This window comes from [Actinomadura] parvosata subsp. kistnae, assembly GCF_900323885.1.
Taxonomy (GTDB): domain Bacteria; phylum Actinomycetota; class Actinomycetes; order Streptosporangiales; family Streptosporangiaceae; genus Nonomuraea; species Nonomuraea composti.
The window spans coordinates 570,819-590,014 of record NZ_OOHJ01000006.1; the positions used below are offsets into that span (position 1 = coordinate 570,819).

Below are 19,196 nucleotides of genomic sequence, written 5' to 3' on the forward strand. Positions count from 1 at the left end.
TGCGCCGACAGGCTGGCAGCGCGTCGATGTGCTGATCGTTCGAGGTCGTGTTCCGGGCCGTTGGCTGGGTGCCGAACACAGGTGCGATATTCGGCCCATATCGCCCGGTCTCCTTCGATGGCTGCAGCTCGCTGGAGGCCTCCAAATCGTCCGTAACCAGGCGTGGCTCGGCTCGATCTGCCACGGCGGGTACTCCTGCTGGAGCTGGTGGCGCTGGTGGAGGCCGGCACCGGCGCCGTGATCGGCGCGGTCTTCGCCCCGACAGCGAGGGCGAGACGAGCTATGCCCGACGACTGTTACACCTATTGGCCCCGACATGCTGGTGTTGTGGGACAAGGGCTTCGACAGCAACGACTTCCTAGCCGAGGTGAGGGCCACCGGCGCACAGGTTCTGGGACGGCTGCGCGGTATCCGGCGCACTCCCGTCCTGCGTCGGCATACGGACGTTCCTGACCTTCCCGGACACTTCCTCTCGGAGGCGGCACATCCAGCCGCCAGCCGCTACGTTGGCTGTATGGCGAGCACGGGCTCGGCGACGGCTCAGTAGACCGCGAAGCCGCTGCTGCGGCGCGCGGCTCCGCCTTCGGTGAGCGCCGCCGATCAGCAGGTTTTCCACGATCCCCGGCACCCGTCCGCCGTCATCCTCCCGAGCGCCCTGCCAGCCGAGCTTGCATGAACTCGAAGTTTCTGCCGACGCCACGGTCTCGCAGCACTGACCGGCCGCCACAAGAAATCTACAACGTAAAGGCGGGAGCATTTGAGCACCACTTTCAGCACCAAAGCTGAACCGTCACGCCTTTCTCCTCGAATGCCATGACGTTGCGGGTCTGCTGCCGCTTACGGTAGTGATCACCAATGTTGTTGGTGAGGGTGATCCGGGCCGGGCTTGATCTGCTCGACAAGACGTCGCGGATGCGCGTGGGGAGGTCCTGGGACGACCCGTCGTTGGAGCAGGTTTTGCCGCAGGTGAAGGCGGGACGGCTGGAGCCAGGGCTGGAGCTGATCCGGCAGGCGCGCGGCGACCACGAGTTGCGGGCGCTGCGCGTCCAACAGCTCGCCGTCGCCGGCGCAGCGCACACCGAGGCGATCCGGCGCGTGGGCGACGGTGACGCCGACGGGCTGCTCTGGCTTGGAGCCGCGCTGATCGAGCAGGCATGGGCCATCCGCGGCGGCTCGTATGCCGCGTACGTGAGCGATGATCGCTTCACCCGCTTCTGGGAAGTGCTGTCGAGCGCGGCCGATCCGCTGCGGCAGGCGGCAGAGGCGTTGCCGGACGATCCGGTGCCATGGGACCGGCTGCAACGGCACGCGATCGGCATGCAGAGCGGCAGGGCGGAGCTCGACCGCCTCTGGGCCGAGTTGACCGCCCGCGACTCTCACCTGTACCTGGGGCATTACGGCCGTGTCCAGGCTCTGTGCGCGAAGTGGTACGGCTCCGACCAGGAGGTGCTCGCCTTCGCCCGGAAGACGACGGCCTCCGCTCGCCCGGGCGACCCGGTGACCGCCATGGTGCCGCTGGCACATTTCGAGGTCGTGTGGAGCCGGATCAACGAGACCGAGCAACCCGCTCAGGAAGTGCTCGAAGCCTACTTCGGCAGCTCTGACGTGATCGACGCGCTGGTCGAGGCGGCCGACAAGTGGCAGGACGGCAGCCAGCCGCACCCGCGCGCGCTGGACGCCCAGCACCTGTTCGGCGCCGCGTTCTACTTCGGCGGGCATCCCACTCGCGCGCAGCGCCTGCTGGCGGGGGCGGGCAGGCGGATGCCGGAGATCCTGCCATGGTCGGCCGCATCCGCCATGCCCGGGCGACGCTACGCCCAGGCACGCCGTCAGCTGGGGCTTTTGTAGCGCGAGAGGTCGGAAGAACTGTGTCACGGTCACGGCCGCAGAGAGTCGGGATGGTCGCTCCGCGAGGTTCTCGACATTCCATGACTGCTGTACGAACCATCGATTAGAAATCTACAATGTAAAGGCGCTCGGTTAATACAAAGTCTAAGCAACACGAAAGGCAGAGGCTTCGCCCGTACTCGTCAACCAAAGCTGGCATACTCGCCGATCGCCGTTGAGTGGTCGGCGAAGTCCCGCCGCAACTCATCGGGGCGAGATCCGGCGCATCGCCGAGGTGGGTGGCGGCGCTGTTCGGCTGGCATCTGTCCGCTCCAAGGGCGGTGCGATCCCCCGGCGGGCCTGGTCGACCAGCCGGGCCATCAAGTCCCGGTCCCCACTCCTTGGCCGTTGCTGTCCTCGGGACTCTTCGCGGGCCACGCCGGCGTTCTCCGGGGTCCAGCAGGACGCGAGCGCGGTCGTAGCCAAGGCGGGCGCGGCTGGTGTGTGGGCAGCTCATCCGCCAACATGTTCGGCGCCGGCGCCAGCGCCATGGTGCAGACCTCCGTCAACACCTCCATCGAGGCCGGCTACAGCAGCCGCTACGGCGTCACCACCATGGAGTCCAGGACCGTCGCCGTCACCTACGACGTGCCGGCCGGGCACGCCGGCGCCCTGTGGCGGGAGACCCACACCAGCTCATCCCGGTCCGCGCCGACGGCTCTATGGTCACCACCAGTAAGGGGAGGGGCTGGGCGCGGATCCTTGTCGCGTTACAGGCACGAGCCGATGCCGAGGGGGCTGATCACCTGGGATGTGTCGGTGGATTCCACCGTCGCCCGCGCGCACCAGCATGCCGCCGGTGCGCGAAGAGACGGGGGACGTGCAGCAGAAGGGACCACCTGGCGGGGGTCGCAGGGAACCGGACGATCATGGGCTGGGCGGTCGCGTGACGGGTTGTCCACCAAGATACACCTGGCGTCGAACAGGGGAAAGCCGCTGTCGGTGGTGGTCACGGCTGGTCAGCGGGGTGACTGTCCGCAGTTCAGGCCGGTGCTGGAGGGGATCCGGGTGCCGCGTCTGAATGGTGGCCGCTCCCGTACTTGCCCTGATCGAGTCCGCGCCGACAAGGCATACTTCTCTCGCGTCAATCGCTCCTACCTGCGCTGGCGCGGTATCAGATGCACCATCCCAAGAAAGGATCAGGCGGCTCATCGTCGCAAACGTGGATCGCGCGGTGGCCGGCCTTCCGCCTTCGACAAGGTCGACTACCGCGAGCGCCACGCCGTCGAGTGCGGGATCGACCGGCTCAAGCGCAACCGCGGCATGGCCACGCGCTACGACAAGCTGGCCGTTCGCTAGGAAGCGACCGTGCATATCTCCTGCATCAACGAATGGTTGTGACCACGCTCTTGGCAGCAGCCGGGATCCTGCACAATCTGTTGAAGCGGTGACCTGTACGTCTGGAAGGGGGCCGATAGTGGGGCGCGAGTACATCCGGCTGAAGGCGGAAACCGAAGGTGGCGAACTCATCGTGGAGCCGTCTGAGGACGCCCTCTACGAGATGATCATTGAGCTCGCCGTGCCCGACAACACCTTTGTCATCGTCGAACCAGACGAAGAGGACCCCACCTGGTTCGCCTCGGTCGCCCGCCTCGACGATGGCACCTACGAGGTCGAATACCGCGACCCGTTTCGTCGATATCACCGCCTTGACACCGCTACCGACCCGAGCCGCATCGCTTCCGACGTCACCATCTGGACCGCTCAGGCATCTCGAGTACACGCAGCCCGCACCTGAGACTCCTCACCCGACTTCTGAAACAGGCCCCGGCCAGACCACCCGGGCACCTGCCGTCACGGCCACCGCGAACTCCTCCCACGGCGGGGGCGTCGGTGTCCTTCTCGATCCGTGGTCGGGCATGCCGGTCCCGGGTTCTAACCGGACGTAATGCGTTTGCGAGCCCGTCATCCGGCGATGACCGGCCGGTCGGTGTCCGCGTCCAGCCGGTCCATGGACGCCCGGGCCCCCTCGGTCGCCGGCAGCCTTCGCTCGACGTCCAGCAGTCATAGTGCGTCGGCGACCTCGCCACCGTGGTGACGCGTTCACCGGTCGCGTGGTCCCGTTCCTCAGCCACATGATCGCGCCGCTGGGCAACGTCATCACGGGCCTGCCGGTCACGACGGTGTGCGGCCCGATCGCGCCAGTCCGGATCTCCCGGCCGCTGCTCCTGCGCCTCGTTTATCAGCATCTCCACCGTCCCGGATCGTCGCCTGGCGGTGATCAGCGCGTGAGCGTCCCACCGCCGGTGGTCTCCGCGCCATGACTTCCTGGTCCGGCCGCGTCCGGACACCTGCACAAGCTCGAACGGATGCGTCCGTTCAAGCATCCCGTGCGGGACAGAGTCTCCTCACCTAAGCGATACATCAACGCGCAGTTACAGATGACTACGCTGAGTGTTCGCTTGTCCGGCGGATACGCGGCCACCGGATCTCCAGCAGCCCCGAACGCCGAGATCAGGCATGCGTTCACGTTCGTCCACGCGCCCGAAGGCCCGACTCAAAAGGCGTTGCCCACCCACAGTGAAGGAGCAGCAGTGAGCGCTACCAGCCCGCAGCATCCCCGCAGTGTCCCCGCCGCTTCCCGCCGGCTGCGCCGTGCCGGGCACGCTGGCCGGGTCCTGGCACTCCTGGCGCTGAGCGCGACGGCTCTGGCCGTTCCCGTGCCCGCCGGGGCACAAGCCAGGGCTGAGCAGGTGGCGGTGTCCCTGGGGGACAGCTTCATCTCCGGTGAGGCGGGCCGATGGTGGGGCAACAGCACGGTGACCGCCGCCGCGGGCTGCACTCGCGGCGGAACCGACCGCGCCGCCTATCGCCAGCGCCTGATCTGCCACTACGACGCCGAACGGGTGTACGGCGACACGGCCGTGCACGGAGCGGGCACCGGATGTCACCGCTCCGACGTGGCCGAGATCACCGGGCTGCGCCAGGCCGGGCTCGCCCCGGTCAATCTGGCCTGTTCGGGGGCGGAGACCCGGCACGTCATCGACGAGGCGTTCAAGGAGAACACCACCTCCCAAGCCGAACTGCTGGCCCGGGTCGCCGCCATCCGGCAGGTCGAGGTGGTCGTGCTGTCGATCGGCGGCAACGACCTGAACCTGTCCGGGATGCTGCGCCGCTGCGCCGCCCTGTACCTGGCGTCAGACGAACGCTCCTGCGCCTCCACGGGCGAGGGTGATCGGTTCCTCAGCGCGCTGCCGGAGGTGGAGCAGCGGGTGACGCGGGCGGTGCAGAAGATCCGCCAGGTGATGCGCCAGGCACCGGCACGCTCCGCCGGCTACCGGCTGATCCTGCAGTCCTATCCCTCCCCGGTGCCCTCCTCGTCCCAGGTGCGCTACGGCGAGGGCAGTGGCGGCAAGACCGCCACGCGGACGCTCGTGGGCGGCTGCCCGCTGTGGGACGCCGACTTCGATCTGATGCATGACACCCTGGCGCCCGAGATCGACGCCATGCTGCGCCGGGTCGCCACCGCGACCGGTGCGGAGTTCTTGAGCATGCTGGGCGCCGTGGAAGGCCACGCGTTGTGCGAGCGGGGCACCCGCCAATCCGGGACGCTGGACGACGCCGCCGAACTCGGCGACACGATGGAATGGGTCCGGTACGGCACCGTCGGCGCGAAGATCAGCCAGGGCCATCAGCAGGAGGCCATGCACCCCAACGCGTTCGGCCAGCAGGCACTCGGCCGCTGCCTGCTGTCCCTCTACCGCGACCCCGGCAGCCGGCCCTGCGACGCGACGGCCCGTACATGATCGCTCGACGACACCATCAACGAACGTATGTGGCGCGCGCCTCGTCAGAGGCGGGCGCCACACGCGGTAGCAGTCCTGTCGACCCCTTGTGCGGCTGCGACAAAGAGCTTGGCGGTGTGCCATGGCCGACCGCTCTGGCCGGCGAGGCTGACGGCGGCTTTCTGGCCCGGATGAACTGGTCCGGCCTCCCCTCGAGCGCCGCCTGACCGTCGCCGACTCCCAACCGCATGATCGCCAGTAATCCGTGATCGGCTGCTGCGCTGTTCGGCGATGCCCAGAAGAAGCCATGCCGGACGCATACTGCAGGTATGCGCTTACGTCCGCTGCTCGTGAGCCGGTTCGCGAACGCCTTCGGCGGGGCCGCGATGCCGTACGTCGTCCTCGCCGTGCTGGCCGGGGGATGGGAGCCTCCCGATGACACCACCGCGACGGCGATCGTTGTGGCGTTCGCGGCCGTGGCGCTGGTGCTGGCGGTCCGGGGGTTCAGGCTCGGTGTCGTATGCGGGCCGGCGACCATCACCGTGCGGGGGTACTTGCGGAGCCGGACCATCCCGATCGCGGAGATCTCGGGAGTTCAGGAGGTCTTGCTGGCGTCCGTCCGATGGCGGGACGGGCGCGGGCGCGTACGAAAGACGCCCATGCTCGCCTTCAGCACGCCGATGCGTGTGCATTCCTCCGTGGCCGCGCACGCCGAGAGCTCACTCCAGCAACTGCAGCACTGGATCGAGCGCCGCCGGTGACGAGAGCGGAGCAGGATGCGCGGCGCACGATCCCGGCAGCCGAACCGGCTTGTCTCGACACACGCCCTGGTCAGGGCTAGCGGGACCACCGCCCGTGTGAGGTAGCGGGCCTCAGGAAGTACTCCACCCACGACTGGGCAGAAGCGTTCTGCATCCCGAGGCCGGGACTCTACCGGCGGTATTAACGCTGGGCCGTGACGGGTCTTGCCCAGCAGCGGAACTTCGGCCTCGCCGAGGTGGGTGGCGCGGCTGGTGCAGGTCGAGCCCCGGCGTGCTGGTCCAGCAGCAGAACGCGGGCGCGGCCGGTGTGCGCGGACGCGTCACCCCAAGCCGGCGGGTCACGTGATTCCGAACAGCCGGTCCAGGTGCGCGTCGATCGCGGCGAGCGCGTCCTGGGGCTTGATCACGTCGAGTTCGATCAGGGAGGTGAAGCCGGTGAGGGCGAGGAGCAGGTTGGTCTCGGTCGCCGGGTCGCGGCCGGGGTCGATGTGCCCGTCGGCGATCGCCTGGCGGACCAGCTGCTCGACGCGGGCCCGCCCTTGGATGAGGCCGCGGCGTGCCTGCTCGTGCACGGCCTCGTCATGCAATGCCTCCAGGACGTAGGCGGCGCTCATCCGGCTGGTGGCGCGGGCGTCGGCGTGCAGGGGGAGCATTTCCGCGAGCGTCAGTCGCAGGACGTCGCGGGGGTGCGGACGGTCACCGAGCTTTTCGAGCCCCTGGTGTACGCGCACCGCGGTCTGCTCGGAGGCGAAGTCCATGGCGAAGGAGAGCATGGCGGTCCGGGAGGCGAAGTAGTGCTGCAGCTGCCCGAGTGACATGCCCGCCTCCTGCGCCACCACGCGCATCGTCAGCTGGGTGACGCCGCGCTGCTCCACTACCCGCCACAGCGCGCGGGCGATCGCTTCGCGGCGGCTGCGGTGATCCACCTGTTTCGGCATCGCCGGCCCCTCCCTCGTATCCCGGAACCTTTCCAATACAGTTGACATAATACACCTGACCCGTAATCCTGGGGTGCATTCGAGGGAAGGAATCTTCATGTCCAAACAGCCCAAGGTACGGACCACGGAAGGCGTGGTGCAGGGGCGCCGGCGGCAGGGGCACGCGGTGTTCCGCGGCATCCCCTACGCCCAGCCCCCGGTCGGAGCGCTCCGCTTCGCCGCGCCCGCGCCGCCGCACCGCTGGGACGGGACGAGGCAGGCGGTCGAGTTCGGCCCCGTGGCGCCGCTGTCCCTGCCGATCGACGTGGCCCCGCAGGGCACCGACTGGCTGACGCTCAACGTCGGCACCCCGGATCTGGGCGCGGCGGGACTTCCGGTGCTGGTGTGGATCCCCGTGGGCGGCTACCTCGCGGTGGCGTCGAGCGACCCGATCTACGACCCGGCAGCGCTGACCGCGGCGGGAGTCGTCGTGGTGACCATCAACTGCCGCGTGGGCGCGGAAGGATTCGCCTTCCTCGACGACGCGCCGCCCAACCGCGGATTCCTCGACCAGATCGCGGCGCTGGAGTGGGTGCAGCGCAACATCGCCGCTTTCGGAGGCGACCCCGGCCGGGTCACCGTGGGCGGGCTGTCCGCCGGGGCGGGCTCGGTCGCCGCCCTGCTGACGATGAAGCCGGCGCGCGGCCTGTTCCGGCGGGCCATCGCCCATTCGGTGCCGGGGCTGTACAGCACCCCCGCACTGGCACGGCAGGTCACCGCCGCGTTCGCGGACCGGCTCGGCGCGGCGGCCCCCACTGCCGAGGCCTTGCGCGACATCGACCCGTGGCACCTGGCCGCCGAGCTCACCTCCTTCAACGCCGGCCTCCACGCGCACCGGGACAGCTGGGGACGCCTCACGGAGGCCGGCACCGCGCTGTGCCCCGTCGTCGACGGCGAGGTCCTGCCGGAAACGCCCTGGCCCGCGCTGACCGGCGCGCGCGCGAGCGGCACGGAGCTGCTCGTCGGCCACGCCCGGGACGAGTTCCGGTACTTCAGCGTCATGAGCGGACGGTACGGCACCTTCACCGAGCAGGACGCCCACGCAGCCCTGGAACTGCTCGCCCCGCAACCGGACGGCGCGCGGGCCTACCGTGCCGCGTTCCCGCAGGCAGACCCGGAGGAACTAGTCGAGACGGTGTACTCCGACGCCCTCTTCCGCATGCCGTCACAAAAGCTGGCCGAGGCGAACGCCGCGGCCGGCGGCACCTCGTACCTGTTCGAACAGTGCTGGGCCGCCCCGGCCCTCGGCGGCATCCTGGGCGCCTGCCACAGCCTCGACCTGCCCCTGGCGTTCGGCACCCTCGACAGCCCCGTCGGCACCCAGCTCATCGGCGAGGAGCCCCCTCCCGAGGCCGTCGCGCTCTCCCGCGAACTCCAGGAGGCATGGGTCCGCTTCGTCACCACCGGCGACGCGGGCTGGCCCGCCCACCGGCCCGGCGAGCACCTCACCCGCGTCCTGGACACCGAGTCGAAGACTCTGCCCTACCCCGAACAGGCCTCCCGCCAGATCTGGGAAGGCCACTTTCCCACCCCCTTCGATCTCTCATGATCGGGGTCCCGGTCGGACGTGGCCCCGGCCTGCGGTCACTCGCTCTTGTAGCGGGTCAGGCAGGCACGGGTGATCGGTGTGTCCTCCGTTCCCTGCGGGATGCGCGCGTCCGATGCCGAACACAACGGCCCTCGCGGTGGCAGCGGGGGAGCCTTCTGGGCCATCTGGAGCGCGCGTTCGCAGGCACCTGAGCCGTCATGATCGCTCAGGAACCGCGGCCGGCGCGGTGCCGGCCAGGAGCAGGAGGGCGGTGGCCGCGCCGGCCCCGGCACGCATCGTCGACAGTGCCGGAAAGGGCCAGGGGAACGATGATCACGTCTTGGTTTCTGCTGTACGGCGAGGCGTCCGGGTCGATGCTGTGGTGACGGCCTCTCTTCGAGGGGTGGGGGACTGCTCCCATGGTGACCGCCCGGGAAGCGGTCACTGGTTCGGTGCTCAGCGCGCGTACAGCGACGGCACGAGCCGCGAACCAGCCCCGACCCGGGCCTCGAAGGTGGCCCGCGGTGCGACGGGCTTCAGGCAGGGACTGACGTGAGGGTGCAGTTGTCGGCGCCGAGCTGGCCGTTCCACACGAACGTCCAGCCGCAGTCGTACGTACCGGCCGCGGAGCCGAAGCGGATGGTGACGCTCGTGCCGCTGTGGCCGTCGCACCCGATCGCCGACACCTCGTAGTACCCGTCGCCGGTCGGCGTCCGGGTCCCCGAGAAGCAGACGGCGTCACTGGCCGCCGCGTGGGCAGGAGCTGCCCCCAGCGAGACGGCGAGAACCGCCGTGCTCAGGGCGACCGCCGTCCTGATCGTTGTCATGGTGGCTCCTTCCGCATGGTCACCGATCACGCCAACAGCCACGGTAATCGGCGAGGGAAGGCCCGCCCATGAGCATCTGTCACCGATCAGATGTGCATTCCTCCCCACCTTCCCCGCGCCGCCGGTCACGGTGCGGCCGTCGCCCGCACGCTGCCTCCAGCCAGTGGTTCCCGATCGCGAAGTCGACGGCGTGCGCGACAGGGCCGCCGTTCTCGTCCAGCTGCTGGTAGTTCCGCAGCTCGATCGTGCCCTTGCCGGCCTGCTGCAGCATGGCCGGCAAGGGCACGGGGTCGATGGCCAGCATGCCGTCAACCGGGAAGGCATCTCCGCCGGTAGCGGAGCCAGAAGCGGGCGGGCATGCCGGGCGGCGAGGAGGAAGCCGCAGTGAAGTGACGGTGATGCCGGCTGCCAAAGACCTCGCCAGCCGACCGAACCTGAGGTCGAAGGCCCGCTTGCTGCGCTCGGTGTCGCCTGCCACCTGGCGTGCGGCCCGCTGCTTCCCTGACCTCCTCCTTCAGCCTCCCTGCGGGCCCACCTCCTGAGGGCGGTCGCCCTCGAGATCCTCACGCTTGAGCAGCGAAAGGAGCCGAATCCCTTCCGCGGCCAAGGCCTCGGCACCGCCTTCCTGCCGATCGATGACGCACAATGCGTGGTCGATCCGAGCCCCTAGATCACGCAACTGACCGGTGGAGATCGCGATCTGCCCACCCGAGGTCACCACGTCCTCGACGACCAGGACGCGCCGTCCCCTCACGTCCGCACCCTCGGCCAGCCGGGCAGTGCCATAGGGCTTGGCTGCCTTGCGCACGAACGCGCAGGGCAGGCCGGTGCGCCGCCCCAGCGCCGTGACCACCGCGATGCCGCCCATCTCCAGGCCGGCCAGTACCTCGGTCCCCTCGGGAACCAGCGACACCATCCCGGCCGCCACCTCATCTAGCAGGGCCGGATCGGCCTCGAACTGGTACTTGTCGAAGTACTCCTCGGCCACTCGTCCCGAACGCAGCACGAACCGGCCGCTCAACCGGCAACGGTCGCGAACTCGGCGGGCGAGATCCACATCGGTCACGACACGAGCATGGCAGACCGCCCGAACCGGGCCTCTCACGCGGTCGCCGCCGCGGCGGCGCGGCCGGAGAAGTGTGACGCGCCGCGGCGGACCACGGCTGTGCTGCGGCGACGAGAACGGTTGGGATCGTCACCTGCGTGTAGAGGTGCCTGCGCATGCCGTCGGTGTCGGTCGGTAGCCTGCTGACGTAGGCGTAGTCGTTGCGCATGAACTCGGGGCGCTGATCGAAGTCGGCGGCCCGTTCAGGGTGGCTGGGCTTGCCCACCTGCTCCTGCTGCCACCGTGCCTGCGGTGGCAGCGTGCGCCCCGGATACGGCAGCGGCGCCAGGGGCTCCTCCTGCAAGAACGCCTTGACCGAGCTGCCCTCGAACAGCTGCCAGAACGTGCGCCTGGCACGCGACAGCCAGATCTGCCCGTCCGCTTCGGTCGAGTTCATGGTCTCCGACCGGTAGACGAGGAACTGGCCGGGCCGGGGATGGAGCTCCGGGCGGCGGCCGGCGTGCTCGGCCGCCCGCGACAGCACCTCCACGGCCGCGACCGTGCGGATCTGCGGCGGAGACGGTGCCGGGGCGGGCTGGTTCTGTACGCCGAACACCGCCGCGGCCACCGTGGCCGCCAGACCTCCCGCCAGTGCGGCGCGCAGCCCGAGGCGGCGGATGTCGGGACGGGCCGGGGCCGCCATGCCGGCCATCAGGCGCTCCGCCTCGGCGCGCAGGTCCTCCTGTGCGGGGACCTCGGAGCGGAAGCTGTTGAGCTGGGCCAGCTCATCCATGGCGAACCTCCTCGATGACGAGTGCTGTGGGGTCGGTCCCGCCCAGTTCCTCCGGGATCTTCGTGCGGGCCCGGTTGACGCGCGAGCGGACCGTTCCGACGCGGATGCCGAGCGCCTCGGCGGTTTCGGTGTAGGTCAGGCCGCCCCAGGTCACCAGGAGCAGCACGTCACGGTGCCCTGCGGGCAGCGCGGCAAGCGCGGCGGCCAAGCGCTGCTGTACGGCCTGAGCGCTCACCCGCTCGTCGCTGCGCGAGGTGAACGGTTCGGTGACCGGGTCCGCACCGGTGCGGGCCGGCAGGTTCAGCTGCCTGGCCTCGGTACGCTTGTGGCGGCCGATGAGGTTGGTCGCGATGCCGTACGACCAGGGCAGGGCGTTGTGCCTGGCCAGGTCGTAGCGGCCGCGCTGGCGGAAGGCGGCGAGAAAGTCCTCCGCCACTGCCGGGATCGCGCGATGACCGCGGAATCGGCGGGGCTCGTTTCTGACATACTCCGGCCTCTCGGCTCACGAACGGGACACCCCTCCTTGCCCGCCCGCGGCCGACCGGTTCCCGCCATCCGATTGTGTCTAGAAATCTACAACGTAAAGGCGGTCGACTAATACAAGATCAAATTACTACAACAAAGGTACGGGCTCCGCCCGTACTCATCATCCAAGAAAAGATGCCGTCGACCACCATTGAGTGGTATGACGCCGCCCGCAGCGCGATCTTCGAGATCAAGAGTGGCGAGGTGGGAGGTTCTGGTCCGGGCCAGTGGGGTTGCCGACCACCAGGCATCGAGCCGGATCAGATTGATGGCAGCTGCGGTGAGCACATGTCCGAGACGGGTTTTGGACAGGCCGACGTGGCGGGTTCGGCGAGCGCCGGTACGTGGTGACGGCCTGGTGGATGGTGCCTTCGACGCCGGAACGGACGGCGTATCGCCTCTGCCGCTGGTCGGTGGCCTTGTCGGCGCGGCTCTGCTGGAGGACCTGGTGCTCTTGGCGTGGGCGGATGGTCAGCTGCCCGTTCACTGAGCCGGTCGGGGCTGAACCACGTAGATGAGGGTCAGTGCGGCGAGGGTGCCGAGCCACCAGAACGGACTTGAGCGGATCGCCAGGACTCCCATCAGGGTGGCCAGAGGCGGAAACATCGCGATGCGGAAGTCCGCCTCCGCCTGAAGGCGGTCGAATTCTTCGGGGACCAGGCTGCCGGTGGCCCGTAGCCGGTGGATGATGTTGGAGAGTTCGGGCAGTGCCTTGTCCGCGATCATGTCTCGGTCGATCACGTCGGCGAGTACGTGGTAGCGGGCTGATCCGCTGGTGGCGGTGAGTTCGCTCACCGACTGGGCGTCGAGGCGCTGCTCGCCGTTGGGCGGGGGTTCGTAGGCGTCCTTCAGCCACAGTTCGGCCGTTGACGTCCGGAACTCCTCATCCTGTTCCATGCGGGCTGCCAGGCGTTCCAGGATGGCGCCTTCCATTGCTGCCCGTACTTGGTTGGGGCTGCTCCAGGAGTATGCCCGTGATGGCGCGCTCCTGGCGGTCATGGCTGGGATCGCCTCCTGCGGTGCTCTCTGCCGGAGCAGGCCGTCTGGTGGGCTCAGCTAGGTTGCGGGGAAATGTCGTTCACTCATGAGCGCGCCGGCCCGATGGAGCCGCGCCGGATCAAGGTGGCGGGGAGGGGCGGCAGGGGTGGGGGGTTGGTGGCGCCGCCGATGAGCGCGGCCAGTCGGGTTCCGGCTGCGTATCCGATGTCGTACGTCGGTTGCGCCACCACGGTGATGGGTGGTGTGACCAGTCGTGCCCAGGGCTGGTCGTCGTACATGAGGACGGAGACGTCGTCGGGTATGCGCAGGTCCTGTTCCTGCAGTGCTCCGAGGACGACCTGGCCGATGAGGCTGTCGGAGGCGATGAGGGCTGTGGCGGGGCTGGGGCCGTGGAGGAGATCCAGTACGGCGTGGCGGATCGCGGCTTCGTCGTGCCGGCAGGGTCGTAGGAGGTCGGGGTCCCAGGTGAGGCCGCGTTCGGTGAATCCGGTGACGAGGCCGGCGACGCGGGCGGCCACGGGGGAGGGCAGGGGGTGGGGGCCGTCGGTGCGGACGTCGCTGCTGTCGGCGGTGGTGATGTAGCCGATCCGGCGGTGTCCCAGGTCCAGTAGGTGGTCGGCTGCTTCGCGGGCGGCGGGCTCGATGTCGGCTCGGGCGGCGTCGACGGTGAGTCCGGGGACGGTGCGGTCGAGCAGGACGAGGGGGCGTCCGGCGTCGACGATGGCTCGTAGGTGGGGTGAGTCGCCGGTGGAGGCGGGGGCGACGATGAGGCCGTCGACTCGTTTGTCCATCAGCATGTTGACGGCGGCGCGTTCGGCCATCAGGCGTTCGCTGGTGTTGGTGAGGACCACGGTGAAGCCGGAGCGTTCGACGGCGTCGGAGATGCCGCGTGTGGCGAGGGAGAAGTAGGGGTTTTCGATGTCGCCGACGACGACGCCGATGCTGTGGGAGCGGCCGGTGTTCAGTGTTTTGGCCAGTTGGTTGGGGCGATAGCTGAGCCGGGAGGCGGCGGCGAGTACTCGTTGGCGTACGGCGTCGCTGACGGCGCCGTAGGCGCCGAGTGCGCGAGCGGCCTGGGCTTTGGAGACGCCAGCTTCGCGGGCGACGTCGGCGACGGTGATCTCGCGGTGGTTGCCTGGCTTGGCCATGGATCCTGCCTTGCTGGGGTCGCCTTGGCGGCGGTGACGGGGGAGGGGGGTGGGGCCCTTGACGTGCGTGGGAGGCGTCTCCTAGTCTTCGGGAAATCCCGCTGAGACCGGTCTCAATCAGCATACACGGGTGAGACCGGTCTCACTGAATTCCCACCACTTGGGCGGTCCCCCGTGTCTCCAACCCCTCGCACCTCCGTACTGGTGGCGCTGCTGGCGCTCGTCGCCACGCTGGGCCTTGCCGCGTGTGGCGGCGGCAGCACCGACAGCAGCGCCGACAACCCCTACGGGCTGATCAAGCCCGGGCAGTTGCGGGTCGCCACCCTCGGCGACGCCAAGCCCTACACCTTCACCGACGCAGGCGGCCAGTTCACCGGCTTCGACGTCGAGCTCTTCCGCGACGTCGCCAAGCGGATGGGCATCACCGACGTCGTCTACACCGGCCAGGACTTCTCGGCCCTGCTGCCGGCGGTGGCCAACGGCCAGTTCGACGCCGGTGTCGCCGCCATCGGCATCACCGAGGCGCGCAAGAAGACGGTCGACTTCAGCGCCGGTTACCTGGCCGGCTACCTCACCGTGATCACGAAGAAGGACTCCGGCATCACCTCCGCCGACGGGCTCGCCGGCAAGCGGCTGGGCGTCGTGCAGGGCACGTTGCAGGAGGCGTACGCGGTCAAGAACTTCCCGAAGGCCGACCTGGTCCGCTTCCCGGACAACAACGCGGCCATCTCCGCGCTCAACCGCGGCTCGGTCGACGCCCACTTCCTGGACTACGAGGCCGCGAAGTCCTACATCGCGCAGTTCGGCCTGGTCAGCGCCGCCGACATCCCGTCCTTCGACGCGCCGGCCGGGTTCGCCATCAAGAAGGGCAATTCGGCTCTGAAGGCGGCCCTGGACAAGGCGCTGGTCGCGGCGATGGAGGACGGCACGTGGAAGCGGCTGTACGAGAAGTGGTTCCCCGGCTCGCCGATGCCGAAGCAGTACCTGCCCGGCGGTGACCACACCGGCGCGCCGGCCGCCCAATGATCGGGTCGCCCGAACACGCAGAAAGGAGCTGACGTGGACTGGCTGGACGACCTGATCCGCACGTTCTTCGACTTCTCGGCGATGGCCGAGGTCCTGCCGCAGATGCTGGCCGTCGGCCTGGCCAACACGCTGATCATCTCGGTCGCGGCCACGGTGATCGGCCTGGTCCTCGGCATGCTGGTCGCGGTCGCGGGCATCTCGACCGCGCCGTGGCTGCGGATCCCGGCCCGGGTCTACACCGACCTGTTCCGCGGGATGCCGGCGATCCTGACGATCCTGCTCATCGGTCAGGGGTTCGCCAGGGTGAGCCAGTCGATCTTCGGGCCTTCGCCCTATCCGCTGGGGATCATCGCGCTGAGCCTGATCGCCGGCGCGTACATCGGCGAGATCTTCCGGGCCGGCATCCAGAGCGTGGACAAGGGTCAGCTCGAAGCCTGCCGGGCGCTGGGGATGACCTACGCCAGGGCCATGCGCCTGGTGGTCGTGCCCCAGGGCGTGCGACGGGTGCTGCCGGCCCTGGTCAACCAGTTCATCGCGATCGTGAAGGATTCCAGCCTGGTCTACTTCCTCGGCCTGCTGGTCAGCGAGCGAGAGCTGTTCCGGGTCGGTCAGGACGCGGCGATCCTGTCGGGCAACCTGTCCCCGTTGCTTCTGGCCGGGGTGTTCTACCTGGTCATCACGGTGCCGCTGACCCACCTGGTGAACTACTTCGATCAACGGTTCCGTACCGGCCGGCGCAAGGCCGCGCCGGTGAGCGGCCTCAAGGAGCTCGACGAGCTCGACAGCGGCAGCCCTCTGACCACCGGGAGCAAGGCATGAACGCGCAGACGCCGATCCCCGCCTTTCACGGTTCCGGCCTGGAGCTGGTCGGCCTGTCGATGGCGTACGGCAGCTTCGACGTGGTGCGTGAGGTCAGCTTCGAGGTCCGGCCGGGCAGCACCACCTGCGTCATCGGGCCGTCGGGGTCGGGCAAGTCGACCCTGTTGCGCGGGATCAACCGGCTGCACGAGCCTAAGAGCGGTGAGGTGCTGCTGGCCGGCGAGAAGACCTCGGCGATGGTGCCGGAGCGGTTGCGGCAGCGGATCGGGCTGGTGTTCCAGCACTTCAACCTCTTCCCCGACCACACGGCGCTGGACAACGTGGCCCTGGCGTTGTGGAAGGTCAAGGGCATGCCGCGGGCGGCGGCGCGGGAGCGGGCCGGCCGGGCGCTGGCGGAGGTGGGGCTCGCGGAGCGGGCCGACCACCGGCCCCGCGACCTGTCCGGCGGCCAGCAGCAGCGGGTGGCGATCGCCCGGGCGCTGGCCATGGAGCCGGAGGTCATGTTGTTCGACGAGGCCACGAGCGCGCTGGATCCCGAGCTGGTCAAGGGGGTGCTCAACCTGATGGCGGGCCTGGGCCGGCGGGGCATGACCATGGTCGTGGTCACCCACGAGATGGGCTTCGCCCGCCGGGCCGCCGACCAGGTGGTCTTCATGGACGAGGGCGAGGTGGTCGAGCGGGGCAGCCCGGAGGAGCTGTTCGATCGTCCCCGCAGCCCGCGGCTGCAGCGGTTTCTTTCGGAGGTGTTGTGAACGTGCAGGACGGCGGCCGGCCGATCCGGACGGGGATCATCGGCTTCGGCACCGGCGGGCGGGTCTTCCACGGCCCGCTCCTGGCGGCCGATCCCGCGTTCGAGGTGACGGCGGTGGTCACCGCCGACCCGGGCCGCCGGGCGCAGGCGGCCAAGGAGCATCCGGGTGCCGCCGTGCTGCGGAGTGCCGAGGAGCTGTTCGCCGAGGCCGGCCGGCTCGATCTGGTCGTGGTCACCACCCCGCCGGGCTCGCACTACGAGCTGGCTTCGGCCGCGCTCGCCCGCGGGCTTGCCGTGGTGGTGGACAAGCCCTTCACGGTACGGGCCGAGCAGGGGCGCGAGCTGATCGCCGAGGCGGAGCGGCTGGGGCTGCTCCTCACGGTGTTCCACAACCGCCGCTACGACGGCGACTTCCGCACCGTACGCCGGCTCGTCGCGGGCGGGTCGCTGGGCGAGGTCCGTACCTTCGAGTCGCGCTTCGAATGGTGCAAGCCGGACGAGCCGAAGGCGTGGAAGGCGCAGGCCCTGCCCGCCGACGGCGGCGGGATGTTGTTCGACCTCGGGCCGCACCTGCTCGACCAGGCGTTGCGGCTGTTCGGCCCGGTCGCCTGCGTGCACGCCGAGCTCACCCGTTACCGGCCCGGCCCGGGTGGCGACGATGAGGCGTTCGTGTCCCTGGTGCACGAGAGCGGGGTGCGCAGTCATCTCGCGATGAGCTCGCTGGCCCCGCTCGAGCGGCCCCGGTTCACGATCGCCGGGTCGGCGGCGGGCTTCGTCAAATGGGGGCTCGACTGCCAGGAGCAGCAGCTGGCCGCCGGCGTCGGTCCTGGCGACGCGGCGTACGGCCGGGAGCCTGAGGAGCGCTGGGGGCGGCTGGGCGGACGGGACGGGCAGTCCCCGGTGCCGACCGAGCCGGGCGGCTACCCCGACTTCTACGACGAGCTGGCCGCCGCCCTGAGCGGGGGCGGCGCGCCCCCGGTCGCCGCCGGTGACGCGCTGGCGGTCATCGAGCTGATCGAGCAGATCTACGCCACCACTGACATCCGTCGCGGTCACTGACTTCGGTGGCTTACGAAAGGACTTTCATGAGCAGCACCCAGCCCCGGACCGTCGTCGTCGGCGGCGGCATCATCGGGGTCTCCACCGCCCATCACCTCGCCCGGGCCGGTGCCGACGTCACGTTGATCACCGAGGGGGAGCTGACCAGCAACGCCTCCGGCCGTTCGCTGTCGTGGCTCAACTCCGCGGGCGTGCGCAGCGAGGAGTACCACCGGTTGCGGATGGCCGGGATCGACCGCTACCGGACGCTGGCGGCCCAGCACCCGGGCCTCGGCTGGTTGCGTTTCGACGGCGGCCTGACCTGGGAGGCGCCGGAGAACGACGCCGATCTGCGCCGGATCCACGCGTACGAGGTGGCGCACGGCTACGACAGCCACCTGATCGACCCGGGCCGGGTGGCCGACTACACCCCCGGCATCGATCCGGCGGCCATCTCTCCGGCCGGTGCCATCTGGAATCCGGGCGAAGGCTGGGTGGATCTGCCCCACCTCGCCCAGCACCTGGTCAAGGAGTTCGTCGAGCACGGCGGTCGCCTGGTGACCAACGCGGGTGCGGCCCGGATCGAGACCGCGGGCGGGTCGGTGTCCGGCGTCCGCACCGCTGAGGGGGAGTCGTACGCCGCCGACACGGTGGTGCTGGCCACCGGTCCGGCGGTGCCGGCGATGGCCGCCGAGCTGGGTGTCGCCATCCCGGATCAGACGCCGATCTCGCTGCTGGTGACGACGAAGCCGGTGGACACGCCGCTGCGTGCGGTGCTCAACACCCCCCGGGCCGCGGTCCGTCCGGCCCCGAACGGCGCTCTCGCGGTCGACTCGGACTGGACCACGGCGAGCATCCGGCCGAGCGCCGGCGGAGGTTTCGCCATCTCGGAGGAGGTGGTGGCGGAGCTGCTGGCGGCGGCGTCTGGGCTGCTGGCCGGCCACCCGCGGCTGGAGCCGGAGCGGCTGGCGATGGGGCCCAAGCCGATCCCCGGCGACGGCGATCCGGTGCTCGGGCGGATCGACGAGGTCGGCGGTCTGTGGGCCGCCTTCACCCACAGTGGCGCCACGCTCGCGTTGATCGCGGGTGAGTTGCTGGCGTACGAGATCGGCACGGGGCGGGCGCATCCCATGCTGGCCCCGTTCAACGCGCGCCGGTTCCGGTAGTGCGGCGGGTCAGGGGCGGACGGCGCTCTCGTCCGCTCCTGACCGGGACGGCCGGTGCTCCGGGAGGACCAGCTCCGGGATGGTCCTGAACCGGTCGCCGATCGACGGCTTGCGCTCGGGCCGGGGCGGGTGGAGCGGCGGGCGCCGGTCAGGTCCTGCCGGCTGCGCGGCGCCGTAGGAC

The 19,196-nt window shown here is 69.8% G+C and carries 20 protein-coding genes; 12 read left to right on the forward strand and 8 right to left on the reverse strand.

Annotation, left to right across the window (positions count from 1 at the left end; genetic code table 11):
- The first annotated feature begins 855 nt into the window (after positions 1-855).
- From KIS93_RS06385 to KIS93_RS06405, 5 genes are all read left to right on the forward strand, one after another.
- Positions 856-1,848, forward strand: a complete 993-nt coding sequence (locus KIS93_RS06385; RefSeq protein ID WP_080038578.1) for a hypothetical protein — start codon at positions 856-858, stop codon at positions 1,846-1,848.
- A gap of 504 nt (positions 1,849-2,352) precedes the next feature.
- A complete protein-coding gene (locus KIS93_RS06390; RefSeq protein WP_222107288.1) occupies positions 2,353-3,186 on the forward strand; it encodes an IS5 family transposase in 834 nt (277 codons plus the stop codon).
- A gap of 118 nt (positions 3,187-3,304) precedes the next feature.
- A complete protein-coding gene (locus tag KIS93_RS06395) occupies positions 3,305-3,625 on the forward strand; it encodes a hypothetical protein (RefSeq protein ID WP_080038579.1) in 321 nt (106 codons plus the stop codon).
- 796 nt (positions 3,626-4,421) lie between these two features.
- Complete coding sequence (locus tag KIS93_RS06400; RefSeq protein ID WP_186403930.1) at positions 4,422-5,633, forward strand: GDSL-type esterase/lipase family protein; 1,212 nt, start codon at positions 4,422-4,424, stop codon at positions 5,631-5,633.
- A gap of 308 nt (positions 5,634-5,941) precedes the next feature.
- Entirely contained in the window at positions 5,942-6,373 is a 432-nt protein-coding gene (locus KIS93_RS06405) for a hypothetical protein (RefSeq protein ID WP_080038581.1), read from the forward strand.
- Between the two features lie 338 nt (positions 6,374-6,711).
- Here KIS93_RS06405 and KIS93_RS06410 read toward each other — a convergent pair whose 3' ends face one another.
- The gene (locus KIS93_RS06410) at positions 6,712-7,311 is read right to left on the reverse strand and encodes a TetR/AcrR family transcriptional regulator (protein WP_080038582.1); all 600 of its coding nucleotides are present in this window, start codon (positions 7,309-7,311) and stop codon (positions 6,712-6,714) included.
- A gap of 97 nt (positions 7,312-7,408) precedes the next feature.
- On the opposite strand from KIS93_RS06410, the gene KIS93_RS06415 reads away from it, so the two are divergent.
- Positions 7,409-8,899, forward strand: coding sequence for a carboxylesterase/lipase family protein (locus KIS93_RS06415; protein WP_080038583.1), 1,491 nt, complete (start codon positions 7,409-7,411; stop codon positions 8,897-8,899).
- A 515-nt stretch (positions 8,900-9,414) separates the two neighbouring features.
- Here KIS93_RS06415 and KIS93_RS06420 read toward each other — a convergent pair.
- From KIS93_RS06420 to KIS93_RS06435, 5 genes are all read right to left on the reverse strand, one after another.
- Positions 9,415-9,705: a hypothetical protein gene (locus KIS93_RS06420; RefSeq protein ID WP_080038584.1), complete on the reverse strand. Its 291-nt coding sequence runs from the start codon at positions 9,703-9,705 to the stop codon at positions 9,415-9,417.
- Positions 9,706-9,784: 79 nt separating this feature from the next.
- Entirely contained in the window at positions 9,785-10,009 is a 225-nt protein-coding gene (locus tag KIS93_RS06425; RefSeq protein ID WP_080038585.1) for a hypothetical protein, read from the reverse strand.
- 210 nt (positions 10,010-10,219) lie between these two features.
- A complete protein-coding gene (locus tag KIS93_RS06430) occupies positions 10,220-10,693 on the reverse strand; it encodes an orotate phosphoribosyltransferase (protein WP_222107289.1) in 474 nt (157 codons plus the stop codon).
- A complete protein-coding gene (locus tag KIS93_RS63085) occupies positions 10,635-11,543 on the reverse strand; it encodes a hypothetical protein (RefSeq protein ID WP_222107290.1) in 909 nt (302 codons plus the stop codon). The genes KIS93_RS06430 and KIS93_RS63085 overlap by 59 nt, the downstream gene beginning before the upstream one ends.
- On the reverse strand, positions 11,536-11,979 hold the full coding sequence (locus tag KIS93_RS06435) for an RNA polymerase sigma factor (protein WP_230466154.1): 444 nt from the start codon (positions 11,977-11,979) through the stop codon (positions 11,536-11,538). Before KIS93_RS06435 ends, KIS93_RS63085 begins: the two co-directional genes overlap by 8 nt.
- Before the next feature lie 224 nt (positions 11,980-12,203).
- Between KIS93_RS06435 and KIS93_RS06440 the strand changes: the two genes are divergently transcribed.
- Positions 12,204-12,419, forward strand: coding sequence for a hypothetical protein (locus tag KIS93_RS06440; RefSeq protein WP_155127081.1), 216 nt, complete (start codon positions 12,204-12,206; stop codon positions 12,417-12,419).
- 132 nt (positions 12,420-12,551) lie between these two features.
- Here KIS93_RS06440 and KIS93_RS06445 read toward each other — a convergent pair whose 3' ends face one another.
- Positions 12,552-13,001, reverse strand: coding sequence for a hypothetical protein (locus KIS93_RS06445; RefSeq protein WP_080038589.1), 450 nt, complete (start codon positions 12,999-13,001; stop codon positions 12,552-12,554).
- A gap of 149 nt (positions 13,002-13,150) precedes the next feature.
- Positions 13,151-14,215, reverse strand: coding sequence for a LacI family DNA-binding transcriptional regulator (locus KIS93_RS06450; protein WP_186403931.1), 1,065 nt, complete (start codon positions 14,213-14,215; stop codon positions 13,151-13,153).
- A 174-nt stretch (positions 14,216-14,389) separates the two neighbouring features.
- Here KIS93_RS06450 and KIS93_RS06455 point away from each other — a divergent pair, with 174 nt between their 5' ends.
- From KIS93_RS06455 to KIS93_RS06475, 5 genes are read left to right on the forward strand one after another with little or no spacing between them, the layout of a single operon-like run.
- On the forward strand, positions 14,390-15,241 hold the full coding sequence (locus tag KIS93_RS06455) for an ABC transporter substrate-binding protein (protein ID WP_080038590.1): 852 nt from the start codon (positions 14,390-14,392) through the stop codon (positions 15,239-15,241).
- Positions 15,242-15,274: 33 nt separating this feature from the next.
- Positions 15,275-16,060, forward strand: coding sequence for an amino acid ABC transporter permease (locus KIS93_RS06460; protein WP_080038591.1), 786 nt, complete (start codon positions 15,275-15,277; stop codon positions 16,058-16,060).
- The gene (locus KIS93_RS06465; protein ID WP_080038592.1) at positions 16,057-16,812 is read left to right on the forward strand and encodes an amino acid ABC transporter ATP-binding protein; all 756 of its coding nucleotides are present in this window, start codon (positions 16,057-16,059) and stop codon (positions 16,810-16,812) included. The genes KIS93_RS06460 and KIS93_RS06465 overlap by 4 nt, the downstream gene beginning before the upstream one ends.
- Positions 16,809-17,870 (forward strand): Gfo/Idh/MocA family protein, encoded by a 1,062-nt coding sequence (locus tag KIS93_RS06470; RefSeq protein WP_230466156.1) that lies wholly within the window; start codon positions 16,809-16,811, stop codon positions 17,868-17,870. Before KIS93_RS06465 ends, KIS93_RS06470 begins: the two co-directional genes overlap by 4 nt.
- Before the next feature lie 26 nt (positions 17,871-17,896).
- Positions 17,897-19,015: an NAD(P)/FAD-dependent oxidoreductase gene (locus KIS93_RS06475; RefSeq protein ID WP_080038593.1), complete on the forward strand. Its 1,119-nt coding sequence runs from the start codon at positions 17,897-17,899 to the stop codon at positions 19,013-19,015.
- The last annotated feature ends 181 nt before the right edge of the window (positions 19,016-19,196 follow it).